At 59.6% G+C, this 18484-nt stretch carries 17 protein-coding genes, 2 pseudogenes and 1 riboswitch; of the genes and pseudogenes, 9 read left to right on the forward strand and 10 right to left on the reverse strand.

Going from position 1 to position 18484, the window contains the following annotated elements:
• Window positions 1-3: 3 nt before the first annotated feature.
• The 3 genes and pseudogenes from AB4O01_RS15040 to AB4O01_RS15050 all read right to left on the reverse strand — a co-directional run bounded on the left by AB4O01_RS15040 (window position 4) and on the right by AB4O01_RS15050 (window position 5245).
• Window positions 4-1894 (reverse strand): annotated as a pseudogene (locus tag AB4O01_RS15040) (DUF1302 domain-containing protein).
• A gap of 337 nt (window positions 1895-2231) precedes the next feature.
• On the reverse strand, window positions 2232-3914 hold the full coding sequence (locus AB4O01_RS15045) for a fatty acid--CoA ligase (RefSeq protein ID WP_257356102.1): 1683 nt from the start codon (window positions 3912-3914) through the stop codon (window positions 2232-2234).
• A 146-nt stretch (window positions 3915-4060) separates the two neighbouring features.
• Window positions 4061-5245, reverse strand: a complete 1185-nt coding sequence (locus AB4O01_RS15050; protein WP_460088971.1) for an MFS transporter — start codon at window positions 5243-5245, stop codon at window positions 4061-4063.
• 84 nt (window positions 5246-5329) lie between these two features.
• Here AB4O01_RS15050 and AB4O01_RS15055 point away from each other — a divergent pair, with 84 nt between their 5' ends.
• A complete protein-coding gene (locus tag AB4O01_RS15055; protein WP_460088972.1) occupies window positions 5330-6094 on the forward strand; it encodes an AraC family transcriptional regulator in 765 nt (254 codons plus the stop codon).
• A 117-nt stretch (window positions 6095-6211) separates the two neighbouring features.
• On the opposite strand, the gene AB4O01_RS15060 is transcribed toward AB4O01_RS15055, so the two are convergent.
• The gene (locus AB4O01_RS15060) at window positions 6212-6841 is read right to left on the reverse strand and encodes a LysE family translocator (RefSeq protein WP_460088973.1); all 630 of its coding nucleotides are present in this window, start codon (window positions 6839-6841) and stop codon (window positions 6212-6214) included.
• A 91-nt stretch (window positions 6842-6932) separates the two neighbouring features.
• Here AB4O01_RS15060 and AB4O01_RS15065 point away from each other — a divergent pair, with 91 nt between their 5' ends.
• The 3 genes from AB4O01_RS15065 (at window position 6933) to AB4O01_RS15075 (ending at window position 9765) form a co-directional block, all read left to right on the forward strand.
• Entirely contained in the window at window positions 6933-7898 is a 966-nt protein-coding gene (locus AB4O01_RS15065; protein ID WP_257356104.1) for a 2-hydroxyacid dehydrogenase, read from the forward strand.
• Window positions 7899-7930: 32 nt separating this feature from the next.
• Window positions 7931-8929, forward strand: a complete 999-nt coding sequence (locus AB4O01_RS15070) for a class I SAM-dependent methyltransferase (RefSeq protein ID WP_186624772.1) — start codon at window positions 7931-7933, stop codon at window positions 8927-8929.
• 39 nt (window positions 8930-8968) lie between these two features.
• Window positions 8969-9093: riboswitch (yybP-ykoY riboswitch) on the forward strand.
• An 87-nt stretch (window positions 9094-9180) separates the two neighbouring features.
• Window positions 9181-9765 carry a TMEM165/GDT1 family protein gene (locus tag AB4O01_RS15075; RefSeq protein WP_077574495.1) on the forward strand — a complete coding sequence of 195 codons (585 nt, stop codon included), beginning with the start codon at window positions 9181-9183 and terminating at the stop codon, window positions 9763-9765.
• A gap of 124 nt (window positions 9766-9889) precedes the next feature.
• Here the strand turns inward: AB4O01_RS15075 and AB4O01_RS15080 are convergent, their stop codons facing one another.
• On the reverse strand, window positions 9890-10708 hold the full coding sequence (locus AB4O01_RS15080) for a M48 family metallopeptidase (RefSeq protein ID WP_093441307.1): 819 nt from the start codon (window positions 10706-10708) through the stop codon (window positions 9890-9892).
• 1441 nt (window positions 10709-12149) lie between these two features.
• On the opposite strand from AB4O01_RS15080, the pseudogene AB4O01_RS15085 reads away from it, so the two are divergent.
• Both AB4O01_RS15085 and AB4O01_RS15090 read left to right on the forward strand, forming a co-directional pair.
• Window positions 12150-12209 (forward strand): annotated as a pseudogene (locus AB4O01_RS15085) (hypothetical protein); the annotation flags it as partial.
• 198 nt (window positions 12210-12407) lie between these two features.
• Window positions 12408-13112 carry a methyl-accepting chemotaxis protein gene (locus AB4O01_RS15090; RefSeq protein WP_460092273.1) on the forward strand — a complete coding sequence of 235 codons (705 nt, stop codon included), beginning with the start codon at window positions 12408-12410 and terminating at the stop codon, window positions 13110-13112.
• Window positions 13113-13316: 204 nt separating this feature from the next.
• Here the strand turns inward: AB4O01_RS15090 and AB4O01_RS15095 are convergent, their stop codons facing one another.
• The 3 genes from AB4O01_RS15095 to AB4O01_RS15105 are packed head-to-tail and all read right to left on the reverse strand — an operon-like array spanning window position 13317 to window position 14429.
• Window positions 13317-13940: an SOS response-associated peptidase gene (locus AB4O01_RS15095; protein WP_093441316.1), complete on the reverse strand. Its 624-nt coding sequence runs from the start codon at window positions 13938-13940 to the stop codon at window positions 13317-13319.
• 36 nt (window positions 13941-13976) lie between these two features.
• Window positions 13977-14237 carry a putative signal transducing protein gene (locus tag AB4O01_RS15100; RefSeq protein WP_007912819.1) on the reverse strand — a complete coding sequence of 87 codons (261 nt, stop codon included), beginning with the start codon at window positions 14235-14237 and terminating at the stop codon, window positions 13977-13979.
• Window positions 14238-14246: 9 nt separating this feature from the next.
• On the reverse strand, window positions 14247-14429 hold the full coding sequence (locus AB4O01_RS15105) for a CPXCG motif-containing cysteine-rich protein (protein ID WP_460088974.1): 183 nt from the start codon (window positions 14427-14429) through the stop codon (window positions 14247-14249).
• Window positions 14430-14571: 142 nt separating this feature from the next.
• On the opposite strand from AB4O01_RS15105, the gene AB4O01_RS15110 reads away from it, so the two are divergent.
• Entirely contained in the window at window positions 14572-15735 is a 1164-nt protein-coding gene (locus AB4O01_RS15110) for a 1-acyl-sn-glycerol-3-phosphate acyltransferase (RefSeq protein WP_311883201.1), read from the forward strand.
• 88 nt (window positions 15736-15823) lie between these two features.
• Here AB4O01_RS15110 and AB4O01_RS15115 read toward each other — a convergent pair whose 3' ends face one another.
• Window positions 15824-16102, reverse strand: a complete 279-nt coding sequence (locus AB4O01_RS15115) for a hypothetical protein (RefSeq protein WP_093441332.1) — start codon at window positions 16100-16102, stop codon at window positions 15824-15826.
• Between the two features lie 193 nt (window positions 16103-16295).
• Between AB4O01_RS15115 and AB4O01_RS15120 the strand changes: the two genes are divergently transcribed.
• A complete protein-coding gene (locus AB4O01_RS15120) occupies window positions 16296-16502 on the forward strand; it encodes a hypothetical protein (protein ID WP_008083982.1) in 207 nt (68 codons plus the stop codon).
• A 292-nt stretch (window positions 16503-16794) separates the two neighbouring features.
• Here AB4O01_RS15120 and AB4O01_RS15125 read toward each other — a convergent pair whose 3' ends face one another.
• Window positions 16795-17379 (reverse strand): YajG family lipoprotein, encoded by a 585-nt coding sequence (locus AB4O01_RS15125; RefSeq protein WP_007912832.1) that lies wholly within the window; start codon window positions 17377-17379, stop codon window positions 16795-16797.
• A 204-nt stretch (window positions 17380-17583) separates the two neighbouring features.
• On the opposite strand from AB4O01_RS15125, the gene AB4O01_RS15130 reads away from it, so the two are divergent.
• The gene (locus AB4O01_RS15130) at window positions 17584-17817 is read left to right on the forward strand and encodes a hypothetical protein (protein WP_007912834.1); all 234 of its coding nucleotides are present in this window, start codon (window positions 17584-17586) and stop codon (window positions 17815-17817) included.
• Window positions 17818-18484: the final 667 nt, after the last annotated feature.

The raw sequence follows: 18484 nt of genomic DNA on the forward strand, positions 1-18484 counted from the left end.
TGCTTAGAAGTTCACGCCGAAGCTGAGCGCAACAAAGTCGCGGTCATCCACAGTGGTGTACTTGCCGTCGAAGAAGTTGGTGTACGCCAGGCTCGCGGTGTAGGTGTTCTGGTATTCGGCATCGACGCCTAGGCTGACCGCTTTGCGACCTTCCTCGAAGTTGCCGCCAGGGCCTGGCGAGTAACCGCTGACGTCGTGGGACCAGGCCACGTTCGGCTTGAGGTTCACACCGGCGAAGACGTCGTTGTATTCCCAGATGGCGCGACCGCGGTAGCCCCACGACATCGAGGTGGTGAAGCCGTCGTTGTCGCAATTGCGGCTGCGGTTGTTCTGCGGTGAACCCGGCCCGGCACCATTGATGGTGCTGGCGTTGAGAATATTGGCGCAGGTATTCACACCGCCAGTGGCTGGCAACTCACCCGGGCCGTATACCGGATCGCGGCCATAGCGCTTGTCGGAACGGCTTTCCAGCCCGCCGACGTAGGTCGCGCCGACTTCGCCGACGAGGGTCAGACGGCTGGCGCCCATGACCTGATCGAAGAAGTGCGTGAACGTGGTCTGGATCTGGGTGATTTCCTTGCGCTCGTAACCGTGCAGATCCTGTCCCGGCACGCCGTTCAGTATCGAAGCGTTGGTCAGTGCCCCGCCAATCGGACGCACACCGGCGAACAGAATGTCGGTGGAGTTCAGTTGTACCGGCGCGTTCGGCCGGTAGCTGATCTCACCGCTCCACGCCGTACCGGTAGGCAGGGTGGTGGAGAAGCTCAGACCGTAGAGGCGAATGTCTTCAGGGTATTCAATGAAGTAGTTCGAGTTACCCGCGACCAGCAACGGTGCAAGTGCCGCAAACGGCCCCGGCAGCGCGCGCGCGGTGTTGTAGACCGATTGCGGAGCACCGGTGGCGCTGAAGATCGGCGCACGGCTGTGGTAGTTCATGAAGTAGGCGCCGAACTCGGTGTCCAGCGGTTCGTACATGTACTTGAAGGACGCACCCCACTGGCCGCTGTCACGGGCATCGCGGTCCGGACCACGGCGCACCAGAACGCCTTCTTCGTTGACATTGACACCGTTGGCCGCCAACGGCCCCAGGGCGATGGCCGGAATTTGCGAACGCTTGTTCAGCACGCGCAGGTTGTCGTTGCAACCGTCGGCAACGATGTCTGGCTGCGAGAAGAACGTGCCGCAGTTATCGACGACGGTCTGGTCCCATTCCAGTTGATAGAACGCTTCGGCCGAAAGGTTTTCGGTGAGGCTCTGGGACACGTAGAACATGTTGACCGGGATCAGGCCTTCCTTGATCTCGGCGCCCGGACGACGGAACGCGGAAACGTCGATCGGGTTGATCGAGTTGATGCCGCCACCGATGAAGGTACTTTCACCCCAGCTCACCACCTGCTTGCCCAGACGCACTGGAACCTGGCTGATCGGCGATCGCGTAGTTGTGGTAGACGAAGGCGTCGAGGATCTGCCCGCCGGACGACTTGGCGCCCTCTTTACGGCCCGAATCGCTGATGTCCTTGAACTCGCGGCTTTCGTCCTTGAGTTCGAAGTCGTACCAGTATTTGCCACGGACAAACACGCCGGTGTCGCCGTATTTCAGTTCAAGGTCATGGATGCCCTTGAAGATCTTCGAAAAGGTTTCGCCGCTCTTGAAGTTGGCGTGGCCATCGTCAGAAGTCTGCGACAGACCATGGCCGCCGTTGTTGACGCCGATGAGGTTCTTGTTCGGGCTCTGGGTAGACCAACTGGCACCGATCGACAGGGAAGAGTCGAACTGGCCCTCGATTTCACCGACGTTGAAACTGACGCCGAATGCGGGCCCGGCGAGCGAAGAGGCAAGACTGACCGCCAGAGGCAGTTTCGCCCGGCGCCAGAACTGGTTTACTGAGGTCATCGACGCTACTCCATGTGCATTATTGTTATGGCAGTGAGTACTTTTAAAAACGCCTGAAGGACCGGGTGCCAGAGACAACCCGAAATCACTCCAAAGATGCATCGCCCCGTTTTGTGCGTGTGCCCCGTTCTTAAAAATCCTTGAGCGGACTATAGCCAGCAGGTGGTACTGCTTGATCCCTCTAAAGTGTGATTTGCAGCTGCCAACCACTCTGGAACAGTCCTTTCGCCAGTCCGACGCATGTCGGCACGGCAAGGATGGCTGATTTTTTCGATTTCACAAGCCAAGCGCTTGCTTGGTGGGTCTGGCGCGCCGGTTTCGGCGCGCCAGCAGACACTCAAAGTGTCGAAAGGAAGGTGCTGTTGTTGGCCTGCCATTCGGTGATGTCGAGGCGGATGCGCTTCTTGTCGAGCTTGCCGACACTGGTCTTGGGAATTTCGGTAACAAGGGCGATCTGACTCGGAATCGCCCACTTGCTCAGGTGGCCCAATTCCACGAACGGTTTGAGGTGTTCCTTGAGTTCGCGTGCCCCGATCACGTGCCCTTCGCGGATCACCAGCAAGGCAAACGGGCGCTCGCCCCACTGCGGATCGGCGATGCCCACCACTGCTACTTCGCGTACCGCGACGTGACGGCTGATCAGGTCTTCGAGATCCAGCGAAGAGATCCACTCGCCGCCGGTCTTGATCACATCTTTGATGCGGTCGCGGATGTCGATCACGCCCATGCTGTCGAGCGTGGCGACGTCACCGGTATGCAACCAGCCTCCAGCCCAGAGCTCGGCGCCCTTCTGCGGTTCGTTGAAATAGCCTTCGGTGAGCCATGGCGCACGCAGCACCAGTTCGCCCTGGGTCTCGCCGTCGGCCGGGAGAAAGTGACCCTCGGCATCGACAATCGCCGCTTCCACCAGCGGCCCCGGCACACCGGCCTTGATCCGGTAGGTGGTGCGCTCGTCTTCAGTGCCGGCCATCAACTCATCATTGAGGTGCGCACAGGATACAAGCGGCCCGGTTTCCGACATGCCGTACGCAGCGGTGAGCTGAATGCCCCGCGCCTTGGCGGTTTCATACAAGGTGCGATTGAGCGCGCTGCCGCCGATGACAATTTTCCAGCCGCCGAAATCGGTGCCCTGCGCGCCTTTCGCGTTGAGCAGCATCTGCAGAATGGTCGGCACGCAGTGGGAGAAGGTAACCTTCTCCTTGCGCCACAACTCCACCAGAAACTCCGGATCGTAGCGCCCCGGATAAACCTGTTTGAGGCCAAGCATGGTCGCCACGTACGGCAGGCCCCAGGCGTGTACATGGAACATCGGTGTGATCGGCATGTACACGTCGTTGGTGCCGAGCAGGCGCACGCTGTCGATCGCGCCCATGATCGTCGACACCCCCATGGTGTGCAGGACCAGTTGCCGATGGGTGAAATACACGCCTTTCGGATTGCCCGTGGTGCCGGTGGTATAGAACGTGGTGGCGACCGAGTTTTCGTCGAAGTCCTGGAAGTCGTACTGCGGGCTCGCGGCGGCCAGCAGTTGTTCGTACTCGCCGACCAGATTCGGCAGGTCGGCGGTTTTTTCCGGCAAATCAGTCAGCAGCAGGGTTTTCTCGACCGTGCTCAGGTGCGGTGCGATTGCCTGGTAAAGACCGACGAACTCGCTGTTGACCAGCACAAAGCGGTCCTCGGCGTGGTTCATGGTGTAGAGGATCTGTTCCGGCGACAGGCGCACGTTGATGGTATGAATCACCGCGCCAATCATCGGAATCGCAAACATGCATTCCAGGTAACGATGACTGTCCCAGTCCATCACCGCCACGGTGTCACCGGCTTTCACACCGGCGGCCGTCAGCACATTGGCCAACCGCGCCACGCGCTCGATCAAGGTCGGGTAGCTATAGCGCAACTGGTCACGGTAGATGATCTCGCGGGTTTTCTCGTAACGGGCGCCGGACATCAGCAGCCGTTTGATCAGCAATGGATACTGGTAGGCCCCATCGGCCGGGGGAATGACGCGAGTCTGCAACATAAGAATCCCTTTTCTGACTGCACGGTGTTGGCGTAGAGATCGGTACTCTAGAACCCTTATACGCCAGCCAAATCAGCCAAAGGAATGATTTGCAAAGCCGTACAAATGCTAGCTTTGCGCCAGCATTTGCCGGTTTTCGCTATTTATCAGGCTGTTTGCCCTACAGCCTCCTCGGAAGGCGTCCGTGGGAATACGACTGCTGCAAGGAAGGTCAAAGCGCCGAAACCCGCAAGAATCAAGTACAGGCCTACAAAACCATGGCGCGGTTCGACATAGGAAATCAGCGGAATCGCCGCCGCACTGGCACCGAACGATAAACAGTAACGCAGAGCGAACACCCGTGATTGCCATTGCGGGGCGACGAAGTTGGCGACCATCGCATCGTTGACGGTGACCTGACCAAACACCACGAACATGAACGCTGCGCCGAAGGCGATCACGGCCCAGCCGTCGGCATAGGCCAGCGCAAACAACAGTGGCGCCTGGCACAACGTCAGGACAATGAACGGCCATTTCAGGCTGAGTCGATGCAACACCCGACCAATGCTCAACTGCGCAACCGCACCAAAGGCATAGGCCAGACTGACCACCACTCCAAGGGTTTGCGGCGAGGCAAACAGCTCATGCAAACGCTCCTGAAACAGCTTCGGATAGGTCATGGTGGTGGCGTTGAACACCACGCCGCCAGTGGCCGTCGCCAGCGCCAGCACGCCGAACACCATGAGCATGGAAATACGCTGGCCAGCGGCCCCCTTGAGTGGCGTGTGCGCACGCTTCGGAATCGGCTCTTCACGCACGTGCAAGGCGAAGCCAACCCCCAGCACAATCGCCACTGCGCCCGGTATCAGAAACGCCGAGCGCCAGCCGAATTGCGCCACCAGCAAGCCCGTGATCAGCGCCGAAAACGCCACACCCAGATTGCCCCACATACCGTTGATGCCGATTTCCCGGCCGCGATTTTGAGCATAAGCGACCAACATCGCCGTGCCGACCGGGTGATAAATCGCCGCAAAAATACCGATCAGGGTCAGACCGATCACCAGCATGGCCGGGCTGCTGCTCAGGCCAGTGAAAATCGCTGAAGCGCCGATGCCGAAGAAAAACACCAGCATCATCTGCCGCCGACTCCAGTGATCGCCCAGCCAACCAGCGGGTAGCGAACACGCGCCGAAGGCAATGAAGCCGCCCAGTGACAGGCCGATCAGCGTGGCGTAGTCGAGACCGAAGGCCTGCGTCATACCGAGCACGGCGGCGGGAAATATCAGCATGAACATGTGATCGATCACATGGGCGGCGTTGATATAGCGAATGACGTTTCTGGATTGATTCATGGCGGCACGCTTTACGTTGTTGTGTGGCGCTATGCTAAGTTGGCCACAAAGCGCATTCCTGCCAGACAAGTCATCGAATCAGACATGTTGATCAGCCATTTCGAACACGGCCCGGTGAGCGCCTACCCCCGGGATTATCTGGATAGCGCGCACCAGCCGCTGCACCTGCATCGCGAGGCGCAGTTGTTGTATGCGGTCAGCGGGATCATGCGCGTGGTCACGGACTCGGGTGCATGGGTGATTCCGCCGAGTCGCGCGGTGTGGATTCCGCCAGAAGTGGCGCACGAGATTTTCATGAGCGGCGACGTGCAGATGCGCTCGCTGTTCATCGCACCAGAACTGTCACCCGCCGGCCTGCAACAGTGCTGCGTATTGGCGGTGACGCCGCTGCTGCGCGAGCTGATCCTGCGTGCCGTGCAAGGGCCGCCACATGCCGACAATCCGCTGATTCAGCAGTTGATGCTGGAAGAACTCGCCGGTCTGGAAAACCTGCCGCTGCACATTCCGATGCCAACCGACCGGCGTCTGCAAAATATCTGCCTGGCACTGCTGCACACCCCCGATCACACCAATACGCTGGAAGACTGGGCGCAGCAGGTCGGCGCCAGCTCACGCACGCTGGCGCGGCTGTTTCAGCAACAAGTGCAGATGAGTTTCAACGCCTGGCGCCAGCAACTGCGCCTGATGGAAGCCCTGCCGCGCCTGCTCGCCGGGGACAGCGTGCAGCGTGTGGCGCAGGACTTGGGTTACGGCAGCGCGCGGGCGTTCAGCGCGATGTTTCGCCGTTTGCTGGGAGAGAATCCCCGCGACTACCTGAACACCCTGAGCAAACTCAGCGAACTGGTGTAAGGCCCTGTGGGAGCGAGCCTGCTCGCGAAAGCGCTCTTTCAGCCACCAATAATGTCGACTGATCCAACGCCTTCGCAAGCAAGCTCGCTCCCACAGGTTCAAGTCGCGGTTCTGAGATCAGTGCATCTCGGTGAACGCGATTTTCACGCCGAGAGCGATCAGCACCGCGCCCATGGTGCGATCGAACCAGTGGCCCATGCGGGCGAAACCGGCACGCACCCGCTGCTGACTGAACAACATCGCCACCAGACAGAACCAAAACGCAGTCGCGACCGCCAGGTAAATCCCGTAACCGGCCTGCACCGCCAGTGGCGTGTGCGGGTTGATCACCACAGTGAACAGCGACAGGAAGAACAGCGTGGCTTTCGGATTCAGACCATTGGTCACGAAGCCCGACGTGAACGCGCCGCGAGCCGTGCGTACGCCGGCCTCTTCGTGCAAGTCATCGGCCACGGCTTTCGCGGGTTGCGCGCGCAATGCCTTGAAGCCGATGTACAGCAAGTAAGCCGCCGCCGCCCATTTCAACGCGTTGAACAACACGATCGATTGCGACACGATCAGGCCGATACCGAGCAGCGAATAACCAACGTGCAGGAAAATCGCCGTGCCCACGCCCAATGCGGTCCAGGTACCGGCGCGACGACCGTGGGTCACGCTCTCGCGCACCACCACCGCAAAGTCCGGGCCGGGGCTGGCGACAGCCAGCAAATGGATCAGTGCAACGGTCAAGAACTCGGTCCAGTACATGGGGGCTCCTTTCGGCCAAGCGTATCAATTTGTTTCATCTGGTAGGCTCGGCAGATTACGCCCTACGCTCACAGCACGAAAGGTACAGTTGATGACGAACACGCACCGCGCGGTATTCCTTGATCACCCTTCGCTGGATCTCGGCGACCTCGACCTTAGTCCGTTGCGCGAGTGTTTCAGCGATCTGCAGCTGTTCGCCCAAACGTTGCCCGGGCAAGTCGCCGAACGCCTGCAAGGCGCCACCGTAGCGATCACTAACAAGATCCTGATCGACGCCGCCGCCATGGCCGCCAACCCCGACCTGAGGCTGATCCTGATCACCGCCACCGGCACCAACAACGTCGACCTTGCGGCCGCCCGCGCTCACGGCATCACCGTGTGCAACTGCCAGGGTTACGGCACGCCGTCGGTGGCGCAGCACACGATCATGCTGCTGCTCAACCTCGCCACGCGTCTGGCCGATTATCAAAAAGCCGTTGGCGAAGGCCGCTGGCAGCAGGCCAAACAGTTCTGTCTGCTCGACTACCCGATCGTAGAACTGCAAGGCAAAACCCTCGGCCTGCTCGGTCATGGCGAACTTGGCGGCGCCGTGGCGCGATTGGCCGAAGCGTTCGGCATGCGCGTGTTGCTCGGGCAGATTCCCGGGCGCCCAGCTCGCCCGGATCGTTTGCCGCTGGATGAACTGCTGCCGCAAATCGACGCCCTCACCCTGCACTGCCCACTCAACGAACACACTCGCCATTTCATCGGCGCCCGCGAACTAGCTTCGATGAAGCCAGGCGCGTTCGTGGTCAACACCGCGCGTGGCGGTCTGATCGATGAACAGGCGCTGGCCGATGCCTTGCGCAATGGCCACCTCGGCGGCGCGGCTACCGATGTGTTGAGCATCGAGCCGCCGACCCAAGGCAATCCGTTGCTCGCAGCGGACATCCCACGCCTGATCGTTACGCCACACAACGCCTGGGGCAGCCGCGAGGCACGCCAGCGCATCGTCGGCCAATTGACCGAAAACGCTCAGGCGTTCTTCAGCGGTAAGGCGCTGCGGGTCGTCAGTTGATAAACTGCGGCACTTTTTTTTGAGGAGCAGTTATGGATCCGCGCAGTGAAGTACTGCTTCGTCAGCCCGAGTTGTTTCAAGGTTCGTTGTTGTTGGCCGGTTTGCCCGCCGATGATTTGCTCGGACGCCTGCCCAACGCATTCGGCTGGTGCTGGCATGCCGGCGACCAGGCCGCACTGGATGCCCGTTTCGAAGGGCGCAGCCATTTCGGCGTGAACATTCCAGAGCTCGAGTTCGACAGCGCCGTGGTGTTCCTGCCCAAGTCCAAAGACCTGACCGATTACATCCTCAATGCCGTGGCCTCGCGTCTGGCCGGGCGTGAAGTATTTCTGGTCGGGGAAAAGCGCAGCGGCATCGAAGGCGCATCCAAGCAGCTCAACCCGTTCGGCAAGCCGCGCAAACTCGACAGCGCGCGGCACTGCCAGCTCTGGCAAGTCACCGTGGCCAACGCGCCTGAAGCCAAGTCTCTGGAAAGCCTGGCGCAGACCTATGAATTGCCTTTGGCCGAGGGTCCGCTGAAAGTTATCAGCCTGCCGGGCGTGTTCAGCCACGGTCGCCTGGATCGCGGCAGTGCCCTGCTGCTGGAGCATCTGGACAAACTGCCGAGCGGCCATCTGCTCGACTTCGGCTGCGGTGCCGGGGTTCTGGGCGCTGCGGTCAAGCGTCGCTACCCGCACAATCAGGTGACCCTGCTCGATGTCGATGCCTTCGCCGCCGCCAGCAGCCGCCTGACATTGGCGGCCAACGGTCTGGAAGCTGAAGTGCTGACTGGCGACGGTATCGATGCCGCGCCGATGGGTTTGAGTGCGATTCTGAGCAATCCACCGTTCCATGTCGGCGTGCACACCGATTATTTCGCAACCGAGAACTTGCTGCGAAAAGCGGCCAAACATCTGAAAAATGGCGGCGAACTGCGCTTGGTGGCGAACAGCTTCCTCAAGTATCAACCGCTGATCGAAGAGCATCTGGGCGTCTGTGCAATCAAGGCCGAAGGCAATGGTTTCCGCATCTACCGGGCCAAGCGCGGCTGAAAATTTGTTCTTGCTCAATCGGATTTGCGAAGGCAGAATCCGCTCCGTCCTAGGGGAGTAGTCTCCCACGAGCGCCAAGCTCGTCCGGCATACGTCAACATACTTGATCCTCAGATCATGGCGTATGCGACCCAAGCGTCCGCAGCAGACGGATCGCAGGGTTTGACAAGACCTATGACACGCACACCTTACCCGGGGCGGGAAGGCTGTACGTGTCATAGCCGTGTCGACCCGCCCCTTAGGAAATCCTGATGCTGGACTCGTTACTCGTTCCCACCGCAATCGTTGCCTTGGCCGAAATCGGCGACAAGACGCAACTGCTCGCGCTGATTCTCGCCGCTCGCTTCCGCAAACCCTGGCCGATCATTGCCGGTATTGTCGCCGCGACCCTGGCCAACCACGCAGCAGCCGGTGCGGTCGGCGCCTGGTTTGGCAGCTTCTTCTCGAATGCCACGCTGCACTGGATTCTCGCCGCAAGCTTTACGGCCACGGCGCTGTGGACACTGGTTCCGGACAAAATGGATGACGATGAAACCAGCACCGCACGCAAGTTCGGGCCGTTCCTGACCACGCTGATTGCGTTTTTCCTCGCAGAAATGGGTGACAAGACTCAGGTCGCGACGGTGATGCTCGCCGCGCAATATCCGGAACTGTGGCTGGTGATTATCGGTACGACGGCGGGCATGTTGATTGCCAACGTGCCGGTGGTGCTGGCAGGTAATTTCGCCGCAGACAAACTGCCATTGACCTTGATCCGTCGCCTTGCGGCTTCGGCATTCATGATTCTGGCGATTGTTGCGGTGTACAAGGCGATGCAGAGCAGTGGCTGGGTTTAATCCTCAGTGAAGGATCGTTCCCACGCTCTGCGTGGGAATGCAGCCGGGGACGCTCTGCGTCCCGCTTGGAACGCGGAGCGTCCCTTGAGGCATTCCCACGCAGAGCGTGGGAACGATCACTGACTCAGGATTTAGGAGCTTTTTCGTACAACGGCATCACCTTCGGAATTGCCGCCTGCAACGAGGCAATCCGGCTGGTCGAAGCCGGGTGAGTGCTCATGAACTCCGGCGGCGAACCTTCCGACGCTTTGCTCATTTTGTTCCACAAAGTGATCGCGGCGTTCGGGTTGTACCCGGCGCGTGCGGCCAGTTCCAGACCAATCAGGTCGGCTTCGTTTTCGTTGGCGCGGCTGTTCGGCAGCGTCATCCCGTAGTTGGCCACGGTATCAGCCAGCGCCAGACTGTCCTGCCCCAGGCCGAGCAACGCACCCGCGCCCTGTTTGGCCATTTCAATCCCGTACGCCTTGGACATCGCTTCACGACCGTGCTCGCGCAAGGCGTGGGCGATTTCATGGCCCATAACGGCGGCGATTTCATCGTCGGTGAGTTTCAGGCTGTCGATCAGCCCGGTGTAGAAAATGATCTTGCCGCCAGGCCCGCAGTTGGCGTTGAGCTCATCGCTCTTGATCAGATTGACTTCCCACTGCCATTGCGCAGCATCCGGACGGAAGTTCGGCGCCTGGGCGATCAGACGGTTGGCAATCGCCTGAACCCGCTTGGCCTCGGGACTGGTCTTGTCCAGCACACCTTTGCTGGACGCCTCGCCGACGGTCTTCTGATACGACTGCGCATACATCTGGTCGACCTCTTGCGAGGACAGCATGCTGAACATGTACTGCTTGCGCTCCACACCCACGGCACCGCCGCTGGTGGTGTTGACCGACTGACAACCGGCCAGCAACAGCGCTGCGCTCAGTGCACTTACAACCAATGTCTTGTTCATTCAAAAGCTCCCTGAAAACCTGCGCGTATCCTAGGCGGGTAATTGTATCGACGCCAGATACAACGGACGTGTTGCAGCGACTTTCAGACGTTTCCCACCAGAGCTGTCGCAAAAAATTCACAGCGACCGCCAAGTCCCGTGCAACTGCGTCGCGCACTGATCCATTTGCGACATTGGCTTTCAATTGCTCCGGCTCGCACTCATGGCCCAATGCCCGCTGCCGATACATCAGCGCAGACGTCCTCTTGCGTGCGGAGCTCCCATGAAGTTCAAGTCGATCCAGTTTTCCGTCGCCGCCCTGGCCGGCGCCATCGTCCTCAGCGTGGTCGCCGCGCTGGTGCTGTATGCGCTGTTTTCCGGCGCGCGCACGCAAGAGATGGTGCAACAGCGCACCCAGGCGCAGTTCGAGCAAGTCATCGAACAGCGCCTGACCTCGCTGGCGCAAACCCAGGTCAGCCAGATCCAGCGCGAACTCGAAGCGCCGCTGCTGATTGCCGGTGGCCTGGTGCGGGTCAACACCCTGCTCGGTACGCCGGGCGCAGATGGTCAGCCACGCCTGACCGTCAACCGCGAACAACTGATCAGCCTGATCAAAGAGAACGTCGAAAAGAACCCGAAAATTCTCGGCACCTACATCGGCTGGGAGAAAAACGCCCTCGATCACAACGACGCGGCCTATATCGGCACCAGCGTGGTCGGGATCGATGCCGCCAACGGGCGCTTCCTGCCGTGGTGGTTCCGCAACGATGACGGCACCCTCGGCCTGGACAAACTGGTCGATGTCGACGACCAGAAAGTCCTGTCTACCGGCGTGCGTGCCAGCGAGTACTACCTGTGCTCGAAAGAAAGCAAAAAATCCTGCGTGATCGATCCGGCGCCGTACAAGGTCGGCGACAAGATCGTCATGCTCGCCTCCTTTATCGAACCGATCATGCTTAACGGCGCCTTCCAGGGCATTGTCGGCGCCGACCTGTCGGTGAACTTCATTCAGGAAATGCTCCTCGGCGCCAACCAGAAGCTCTACAGCGGCGCCGGGCAAATGGCCCTGATCGGCGGCAACGGCCGGATCGTCGCCTACACCAAAGACCCGAGCAAATTCGGTGAAAAAGTCAGCGATATCCTCGACGCTGAGCAGACCGCCAACATGGCCAATCTCAAACGCGGCGAAGTGACTTACTCGGTCAACAAGGACAAGGGTCGCATCGAACTGTACCTGCCATTCGGCATCGGCCAGACCGACGCACGCTGGACACTGATGCTGCAATTGCCTTTGAACGCGGTAATGGCGGATCTGCAAAAGCTGCAGGCCGACCTTGATGCGCAACGCAAGTCCGACACCTTCGGCATGGCCATGGTTGGTCTGCTCATCGCCGGCCTCGGCCTGCTAGTGATCTGGCTGGTCGGCCACGGCATCGCCAGACCGCTGAAGCAAATGGTCGCCATGCTCAATGACATCGCTCAAGGTGAAGGTGATCTGACCCGACGTTTGAGCAGTGATCGCAGCGATGAATTGGGCTCGATCGCCAAGGGCTTCAATACCTTTTTGGCCAAGCTGCAGGCGATGATCACGCAGGTGGTGACGTCGGTGCAGAGCGTCAGCGATTCCTCGGAACACACCGCCGACATTGCCATTCGCACCAACATCGGCATTCAAAAACAAATGGCCGAGATCGATCAGGTCGCCACGGCGGTGCAGGAAATGACCGCCACCGCGCAGGACGTCGCGCGTAACGCGACGCAGGCTGCACAAGCGGCCAGTCATGCCGACCAGGCCGCCAGCCAGGGCATGCAGATTGTCCGCGATACGTCCAATTCGATTGGCGTGCTGGCGCTGGAAATCGGCAAGGCAGTAGATGTGGTACAGACCCTGGCCAAGGACAGCGAGAACATCAACGCCATTCTCACCGCCATTCGCGGCATCGCCGAGCAGACCAACCTGCTGGCCCTGAACGCGGCGATTGAAGCAGCGCGTGCCGGCGAGCAGGGTCGTGGTTTTGCCGTGGTCGCCGACGAGGTGCGCAATCTGGCGCAGAAAACCCAGAAAGCCACTGAAGAAATCCAGACCATGATCCAGCAACTGCAACAAGGCACCCGCGATGTGGTGCGGGTCATGGAGGACAGTCAGAACCGCACTGACGAAAGCGTGCAGCATGCGGCGAAAGCGGCTGAAGCGCTGGAAACGATCACCCAGGCGGTTTCGGTGATCAACGACATGAACACGCAGATTGCCAGTGCGGCGGAAGAGCAGAGTGCGGTGGCCGATGACATCAACCGCAATGTGATCAACATCGGGCAAGTGGCCAATGAAGTGGCGGGGGGCGCGGATGAGTCGAGTTCGGCGAGTGCCGATTTGACCAAGCTGGCAGAGCAGCAGCGGCGGTTGATCAATCAGTTCAAGGTCTGAGGTTAAGACACCCTCACCCCAGCCCTCTCCCGGAGGGAGAGGGGGCCGACCGAGTTGTCTCCCGTCATACATCGACCTGAAAAATCGTGGCGATTATGGATTCGGTGAAAAGCTTTCAAGTCGGTGTGTTTCGTCAATATCCCGCGGTCAGTCCCCTCTCCCTCCGGGAGAGGGCTAGGGTGAGGGGCTTTTGATCTAAATGCTTTAACCCGGAGTCAGACACTCCGGCCCATTGAGTTTCGGATCATTGATCAGATTCGCCAACACCCGCTCACGGAGCGCCGCCGGTTCACTGGCCAGCAACCCCTGCAACACATGCAACGGCGTCTCGGGATCGAGCCACGCCGCCTGCCCCGCCTCATCGAGAATCAACGGCCGGCGCTGACTCGACGCCGGCTGAGTAATCACCGCCGTACTCAACCACACCTGTTCCTGCACCGGATACGCCTCCCAGATCGCCGCGAAAAACAGCGAAGAACCCTCCCCCGGCGTCAGCCAGAACGGCCGCTTGCGCTGCGTCCCGCGCCATTCGTAAAAACCGTTGGCCGGCAGCAGGCAGCGGCGCAGACGCAAGGCTTCGCGGAACATAGGTTGCTCGGCCACGGTTTCCGCCCGGGCATGTGCCGGTGTTTTCGACAGATCGGTCAGCCACGGCGGCGTTAATCCCCAACGGGCGCGGGCCAGGCTGCGCTGGCCATCTTCACCGGCACGCAGCATCAACACCGAATCATTGGGGGAAATGTTCCACTGCGCCTGCTGATCGGCGGGAAAACCAGGCAGGGCCGCGAAATCGCGGTTCCAGCGAAACAGGGCATAACGTCCACACATGGGGCAACACGACTCTGAAGTAAAACGAAGGCCAGCCTAACAGACCAGCGTCCCGGGGAAGCTCTCCGGTTCATCGCCGGGCAGCGGCAGCGCGGCATTGTACGCGGTGATCAGCTCACGGGCGTATTCGGCCTGGTCGTTATCGACGGACAGTCCCAGTAAACCGAAAATCGGCAATTCGCCCGTACCACCGAGCAAATCGCGGCCGATCAGATGCGCCTCGATGCCTTCGCTGGCGAGCATGCCCTTGAGCATTTCGCCTTCCATCAGGTTTTCCGGCTCGTAGATTCGCTGCATGGGCGCGCCTCACTCGTTTTCGCTGAAGACTTCCAGATGCCATTCCTCTCCATGAACCTGCAATACGAACGTGATGGGCCGACAACACACCTGACAGTCCTCGATATAGGTCTGATCGCCGCCGGACAAGTCCACTGTCGTCTCGACCGTTTCCCCACAATAAGGACATTCGTATTCAGCGGTTTCCAGCATCGCGGTCTCCCAAGTGACTTGTGCGTATAATCGCCGGTCTATTTGCAGGGCTATTTTTGTCTGGCTACTTTTTCAGACCGTGCCCCGCGGGTTTTCGATCAAAACCTTTACTTACCCTAGCCGTTTCCAACAAGAGAGCATGATGGGCGAATTCGATGCCATCCGACCTTACGACGACAGCGAAGTACCTGTGGTACTGGCAAGACTGCTCGGCGACAAGGCGTTTCTAGATATCCTCACCCACTTCCGCTTCCCGCGTTTTGCCGGTGCCTTCGGCTGGATGCTCAAACCACTTATAGCCCATCGGCTGCGTCGTGAGTTCGCCGACGTGACGTCGGTGGCGACGTTGCAGGACAAGGTCGAGTCCTACGTCGACCACACCATCGAGCGCGCCACCGATGGCGTGACCTACACCGGTGTCGAGCAATTCAAGTCCGGCAGCGCTTATCTGTTCATCGCCAACCACCGCGATATCGTCATGGACCCGGCCTTCGTCAACTACGCCGTGTACCACGCCGGCCTGCCGACGCCGCGCATTGCGATTGGCGACAACCTGCTGCAGAAGCCGTTTGTCAGCGACCTGATGCGCCTGAACAAGAGTTTCATCGTTCATCGTTCGATCACCGGCCGTCGCGAGAAAATGGCCGCTTATCAACTGTTATCAGCGTACATCAACCACTCGATCCGCAACGATTGCGCGTCGATCTGGATCGCTCAGGCTGAAGGCCGGGCGAAGGACGGCGACGACCGCACCGAGTCGGCGATCCTCAAGATGTTCCACATGAGCCGCAAGGACGAGCCGTTCGGCGAAGTCATCCGCTCGCTGAACGTTACCCCGGTGTCGATCAGCTACGAATATGACCCGTGCGACCAGGCCAAGGCTCGCGAGTTGTACATCCGCGCCACCACCGGCACTTACGCGAAAGCGCCGGGCGAAGATGATGTGAGCATCGCCAAAGGCATCACTGGCTACAAGGGCCGGGTGCACGTGAACTTTGCCGCGCCGATTACCGAGCTGTTCGAAGACACCAAGCAATTGGCGGTCGAGATGGACAAGCAAATTCTCGGCGGTTACCGATTGTTCCCGGTGCACTACCTGGCGTACGCCCAGTGGGCCGATGCCGATCCGCAGTTGAATGTGCCGAAAGCTGCCGAGGTGTTCCCGGCGGATGAGCTGGCCAAGGCGCAGGAAGAATGGCAGAGCCGGCTGGATGCGTGCCCGGAAGAGCATCGTCCATATCTGGTGCTGCAATATGCGACGCCAGTGCGCAATCAGTACCGGGTCAAGGCTGGGTTACTGCTGTAAAGCAACGGCAAGATCAAAAGATCGCAGCCTGCGGCAGCTCCTACAGGGGATTCGTGTAGGAGCTGCCGAAGACGGCGATCTTTTGCTTTTAATAGCGCGTGCTGATCCAGGAGACGATCAGGGCCAGCCCGAGGCAAGCAAAACCAAAACGATAGAAAAACCGGTTCATGCGCAAAGTCGCCCAATCAAGGATTGGTTCGGCATTCGGTTGCGCCTGGCGCTGAGCGGCAATGCTGGCCATCGCACGTTGTTCACGGCGACGAGTGGCGTGCAGCAGCCAACTCCCCGGAAACGCCAACAACAACGCCAGCAAGTTGATCAACTTGGCGGGATGGGCGGTAAACAGCGTCATCAAGTGCAGCGACATCACAGACCTCTATCTGAACCGGTGTGGCAGACGCCAGATCGACGACTGCGGCGCGGATTCTAACCAAACCTGCCCGTTCAACCCCAGCCTTTGCGACAAATAACCTGACAATCGACCGATGGCTGCCCTGTGTCACGGCTTCGTCATGTGGATACACCAAGATGCGCGCCTCGAAACGCACATGGAACGCGACATGCTTCACGCTGAAAATCAGGATCGTCTGTACCTCATCACCCCTTACGACGAACAGCAAAGTCTCGTCGGCAGCCTTGCCTTCAATGTTCAGGATCGCCATTGGCTGGTGTATTGCGCGCTGGGCGGGCATCAGCATGCGGATTTGCCCGAGACTGATTTGCTGACGGGTGTCAGCGTCCTCGACTTTTATTCCCAGGCGGCCTGAAAAAGCAAAAGCACCCTCACCCTAGCCCTCTCCCCGAGGGAGAGGGAACCGACCGAGTTGTTTTGTCGAGGTACATCGACCTGAAAGTCCGAGGTGAATGTAGATCTCAAGAACAACGCAAATCGACCTGAAACTCCGAGATGAATGCAGATCCCAGGCACAACACAGATCGGCTCCCTTTCCCCCTCTCCCCCCTGGGGGAGAGGGCTGGGGTGAGGGGGTACGATTTCAAGTCCCACAAAAAAGCCCGGGCTCATCACTGATCCCGGGCTTTTTCACATCCGCCGAAAACTTACTCAGCCAGAACCTGACCCACCGTCGGATCCTTGAACAGACGCGTCAGCGCATCGCTCAATACATCGCTGACCAGTTTGGTATTGGTTTCCTGGTTCGGCGCCATGCCGAAACGCTGGTCCAGCGAAGCGCCGTAACGGCCGCTATAACGGCGGTTGGCGTTCTGCACATCAGAGCGGAAGGTTGCGCCAATGGTCGCTTCGGTCACGTACATGCCTTCTTTCGGCGACTGGTATTTCAGCTCGGCCAGGGTCACGGTCAACTGCGGAGCATTTGGCGCGTTGTTGGTCGGGGTGAAGCCGAGCAGACGCACGGCGGCTTCAGCCTGAGCCTGCAACTTCGGCAGGATCTGCTCGCGCTGCACGGTGATAGCGCTGGTTTCCGGGTACAGGCCGCCACGGGTACCGAGGGTTGGCGACGGACGACCGTCGACCACGCGTACGACGACTGGCTGGCCACGGCCGACCGCTGGCAGCTGAGTGGTCAGCTTTGGCTCCGGGCTCAGTTGTTGCGGGCTGTGGGCGCAGCCGGCCAGGGTCAAACCGGCCACAGTGATCAAACCGAACAACAGGCGTTGCAACATGCTCTTCTCTCCAGAATCAGGCACAAACAGGCCGGCAGTATAGCGGTGGGCCAGTGCGGGTAACCAGCGCCCGGCAGCGAATACTGAAATGTCTGACAAACCCGTGGGAAAGCGGTTCCTGTCACAGATTATTCACCCGGCATACACGTTCACGTCACGGCGCATTGGCAACCTTGCAATCAGTCCCCCACAAGGTACTCAATCATGCGTTATCTGATCTCGTTGTTCGCCCCACGTCCGCTGCACCGCAGCTTCGCCCTGCTCGACCGCAATGGCCATTGCCAGGCATTCAAGCAGTGCAGCCTGCAGCCGATGGGCGACGGTTGGGTGGAAATCGAAGAAATCCGCCTCAACTGGTTGCACCAGCCACTGCCCGCCAGCGCCCGCGTCATAGCGTCGCAGCCCCGTGCACGGGTGCAAGCGATGTTGAGCATCTGACCGGATGCCTAATAAAAGTCATTAAACACGAGCAACTGCCCGCATTTCTTCGATACAATCTCCCCCCGATTATAAGGACGTCTCCTGATCGGGCCCCGCAACAGCGTCAATGCGCATGCATCGACACCCAAAATCGCCCACAGAGAGCCGCCCACACAGATCGAGTGAAGTTGGCGCGCTTGCCTGTTCTTCCGGCAAAAACCCCGCTTTTCGCGAATCTGCAGAGCTGTCATGACGCTCGGCCACCGCGTTGTTTTGCCTTTGCGGGCAAGGTGCCAGGCCTGGACAGCCCTTTTTTGAGGTTCACGTCTTCAAAAGAGCGTGAAAAAAACGGGTTTTCACAACTTCACAAGAGTGTGGCGAGCAAATGAAAAGTTTTGCGTCTGAACATGCACCATTAGCGTCTGAAACAGCCCAACGACACAGGACCGGGTATACCTCGAATATCGGAGCCTGAAGCCTGTCCGCTACGGATTTGGTTGCACAAAAACGGATGTCTCGACCATAAGTCGAATTGCCAGCTGCGTGCTGAAATGAGTTCATGGAGCTCTTGAAAGCCAAGCCGCATACATCCGTCGAAGTTGCGAAAAATTGCGAAGATTCGGACATGGCGAACCTGACCATGGATAGCCTGGACATCACTGACCTGTCCCGGAATGCCTGGCAG

Source organism: Pseudomonas sp. S2_E02, from assembly GCF_054668355.1.

What these genes read in the sequence shown, in the direction of transcription:
- AB4O01_RS15075 (WP_077574495.1), top strand. Translation starts at nt 9,181, where the DNA reads ATGCTGGACTCGTTACTCGTTCCCACCGCAATCGTTGCCTTGGCCGAA.
- AB4O01_RS15065 (WP_257356104.1), top strand. Translation starts at nt 6,933, where the DNA reads ATGACGAACACGCACCGCGCGGTATTCCTTGATCACCCTTCGCTGGAT.
- AB4O01_RS15110 (WP_311883201.1), top strand. Translation starts at nt 14,572, where the DNA reads ATGGGCGAATTCGATGCCATCCGACCTTACGACGACAGCGAAGTACCT.
- AB4O01_RS15080 (WP_093441307.1), bottom strand. Translation starts at nt 10,708, where the DNA reads ATGAACAAGACATTGGTTGTAAGTGCACTGAGCGCAGCGCTGTTGCTG.
- AB4O01_RS15120 (WP_008083982.1), top strand. Translation starts at nt 16,296, where the DNA reads ATGCTTCACGCTGAAAATCAGGATCGTCTGTACCTCATCACCCCTTAC.
- AB4O01_RS15125 (WP_007912832.1), bottom strand. Translation starts at nt 17,379, where the DNA reads ATGTTGCAACGCCTGTTGTTCGGTTTGATCACTGTGGCCGGTTTGACC.
- AB4O01_RS15100 (WP_007912819.1), bottom strand. Translation starts at nt 14,237, where the DNA reads ATGCAGCGAATCTACGAGCCGGAAAACCTGATGGAAGGCGAAATGCTC.
- AB4O01_RS15050 (WP_460088971.1), bottom strand. Translation starts at nt 5,245, where the DNA reads ATGAATCAATCCAGAAACGTCATTCGCTATATCAACGCCGCCCATGTG.
- AB4O01_RS15070 (WP_186624772.1), top strand. Translation starts at nt 7,931, where the DNA reads ATGGATCCGCGCAGTGAAGTACTGCTTCGTCAGCCCGAGTTGTTTCAA.
- AB4O01_RS15105 (WP_460088974.1), bottom strand. Translation starts at nt 14,429, where the DNA reads ATGCTGGAAACCGCTGAATACGAATGTCCTTATTGTGGGGAAACGGTC.
- AB4O01_RS15115 (WP_093441332.1), bottom strand. Translation starts at nt 16,102, where the DNA reads ATGTCGCTGCACTTGATGACGCTGTTTACCGCCCATCCCGCCAAGTTG.
- AB4O01_RS15055 (WP_460088972.1), top strand. Translation starts at nt 5,330, where the DNA reads ATGTTGATCAGCCATTTCGAACACGGCCCGGTGAGCGCCTACCCCCGG.
- AB4O01_RS15095 (WP_093441316.1), bottom strand. Translation starts at nt 13,940, where the DNA reads ATGTGTGGACGTTATGCCCTGTTTCGCTGGAACCGCGATTTCGCGGCC.
- AB4O01_RS15045 (WP_257356102.1), bottom strand. Translation starts at nt 3,914, where the DNA reads ATGTTGCAGACTCGCGTCATTCCCCCGGCCGATGGGGCCTACCAGTAT.
- AB4O01_RS15130 (WP_007912834.1), top strand. Translation starts at nt 17,584, where the DNA reads ATGCGTTATCTGATCTCGTTGTTCGCCCCACGTCCGCTGCACCGCAGC.
- AB4O01_RS15060 (WP_460088973.1), bottom strand. Translation starts at nt 6,841, where the DNA reads ATGTACTGGACCGAGTTCTTGACCGTTGCACTGATCCATTTGCTGGCT.
- AB4O01_RS15090 (WP_460092273.1), top strand. Translation starts at nt 12,408, where the DNA reads ATGACCGCCACCGCGCAGGACGTCGCGCGTAACGCGACGCAGGCTGCA.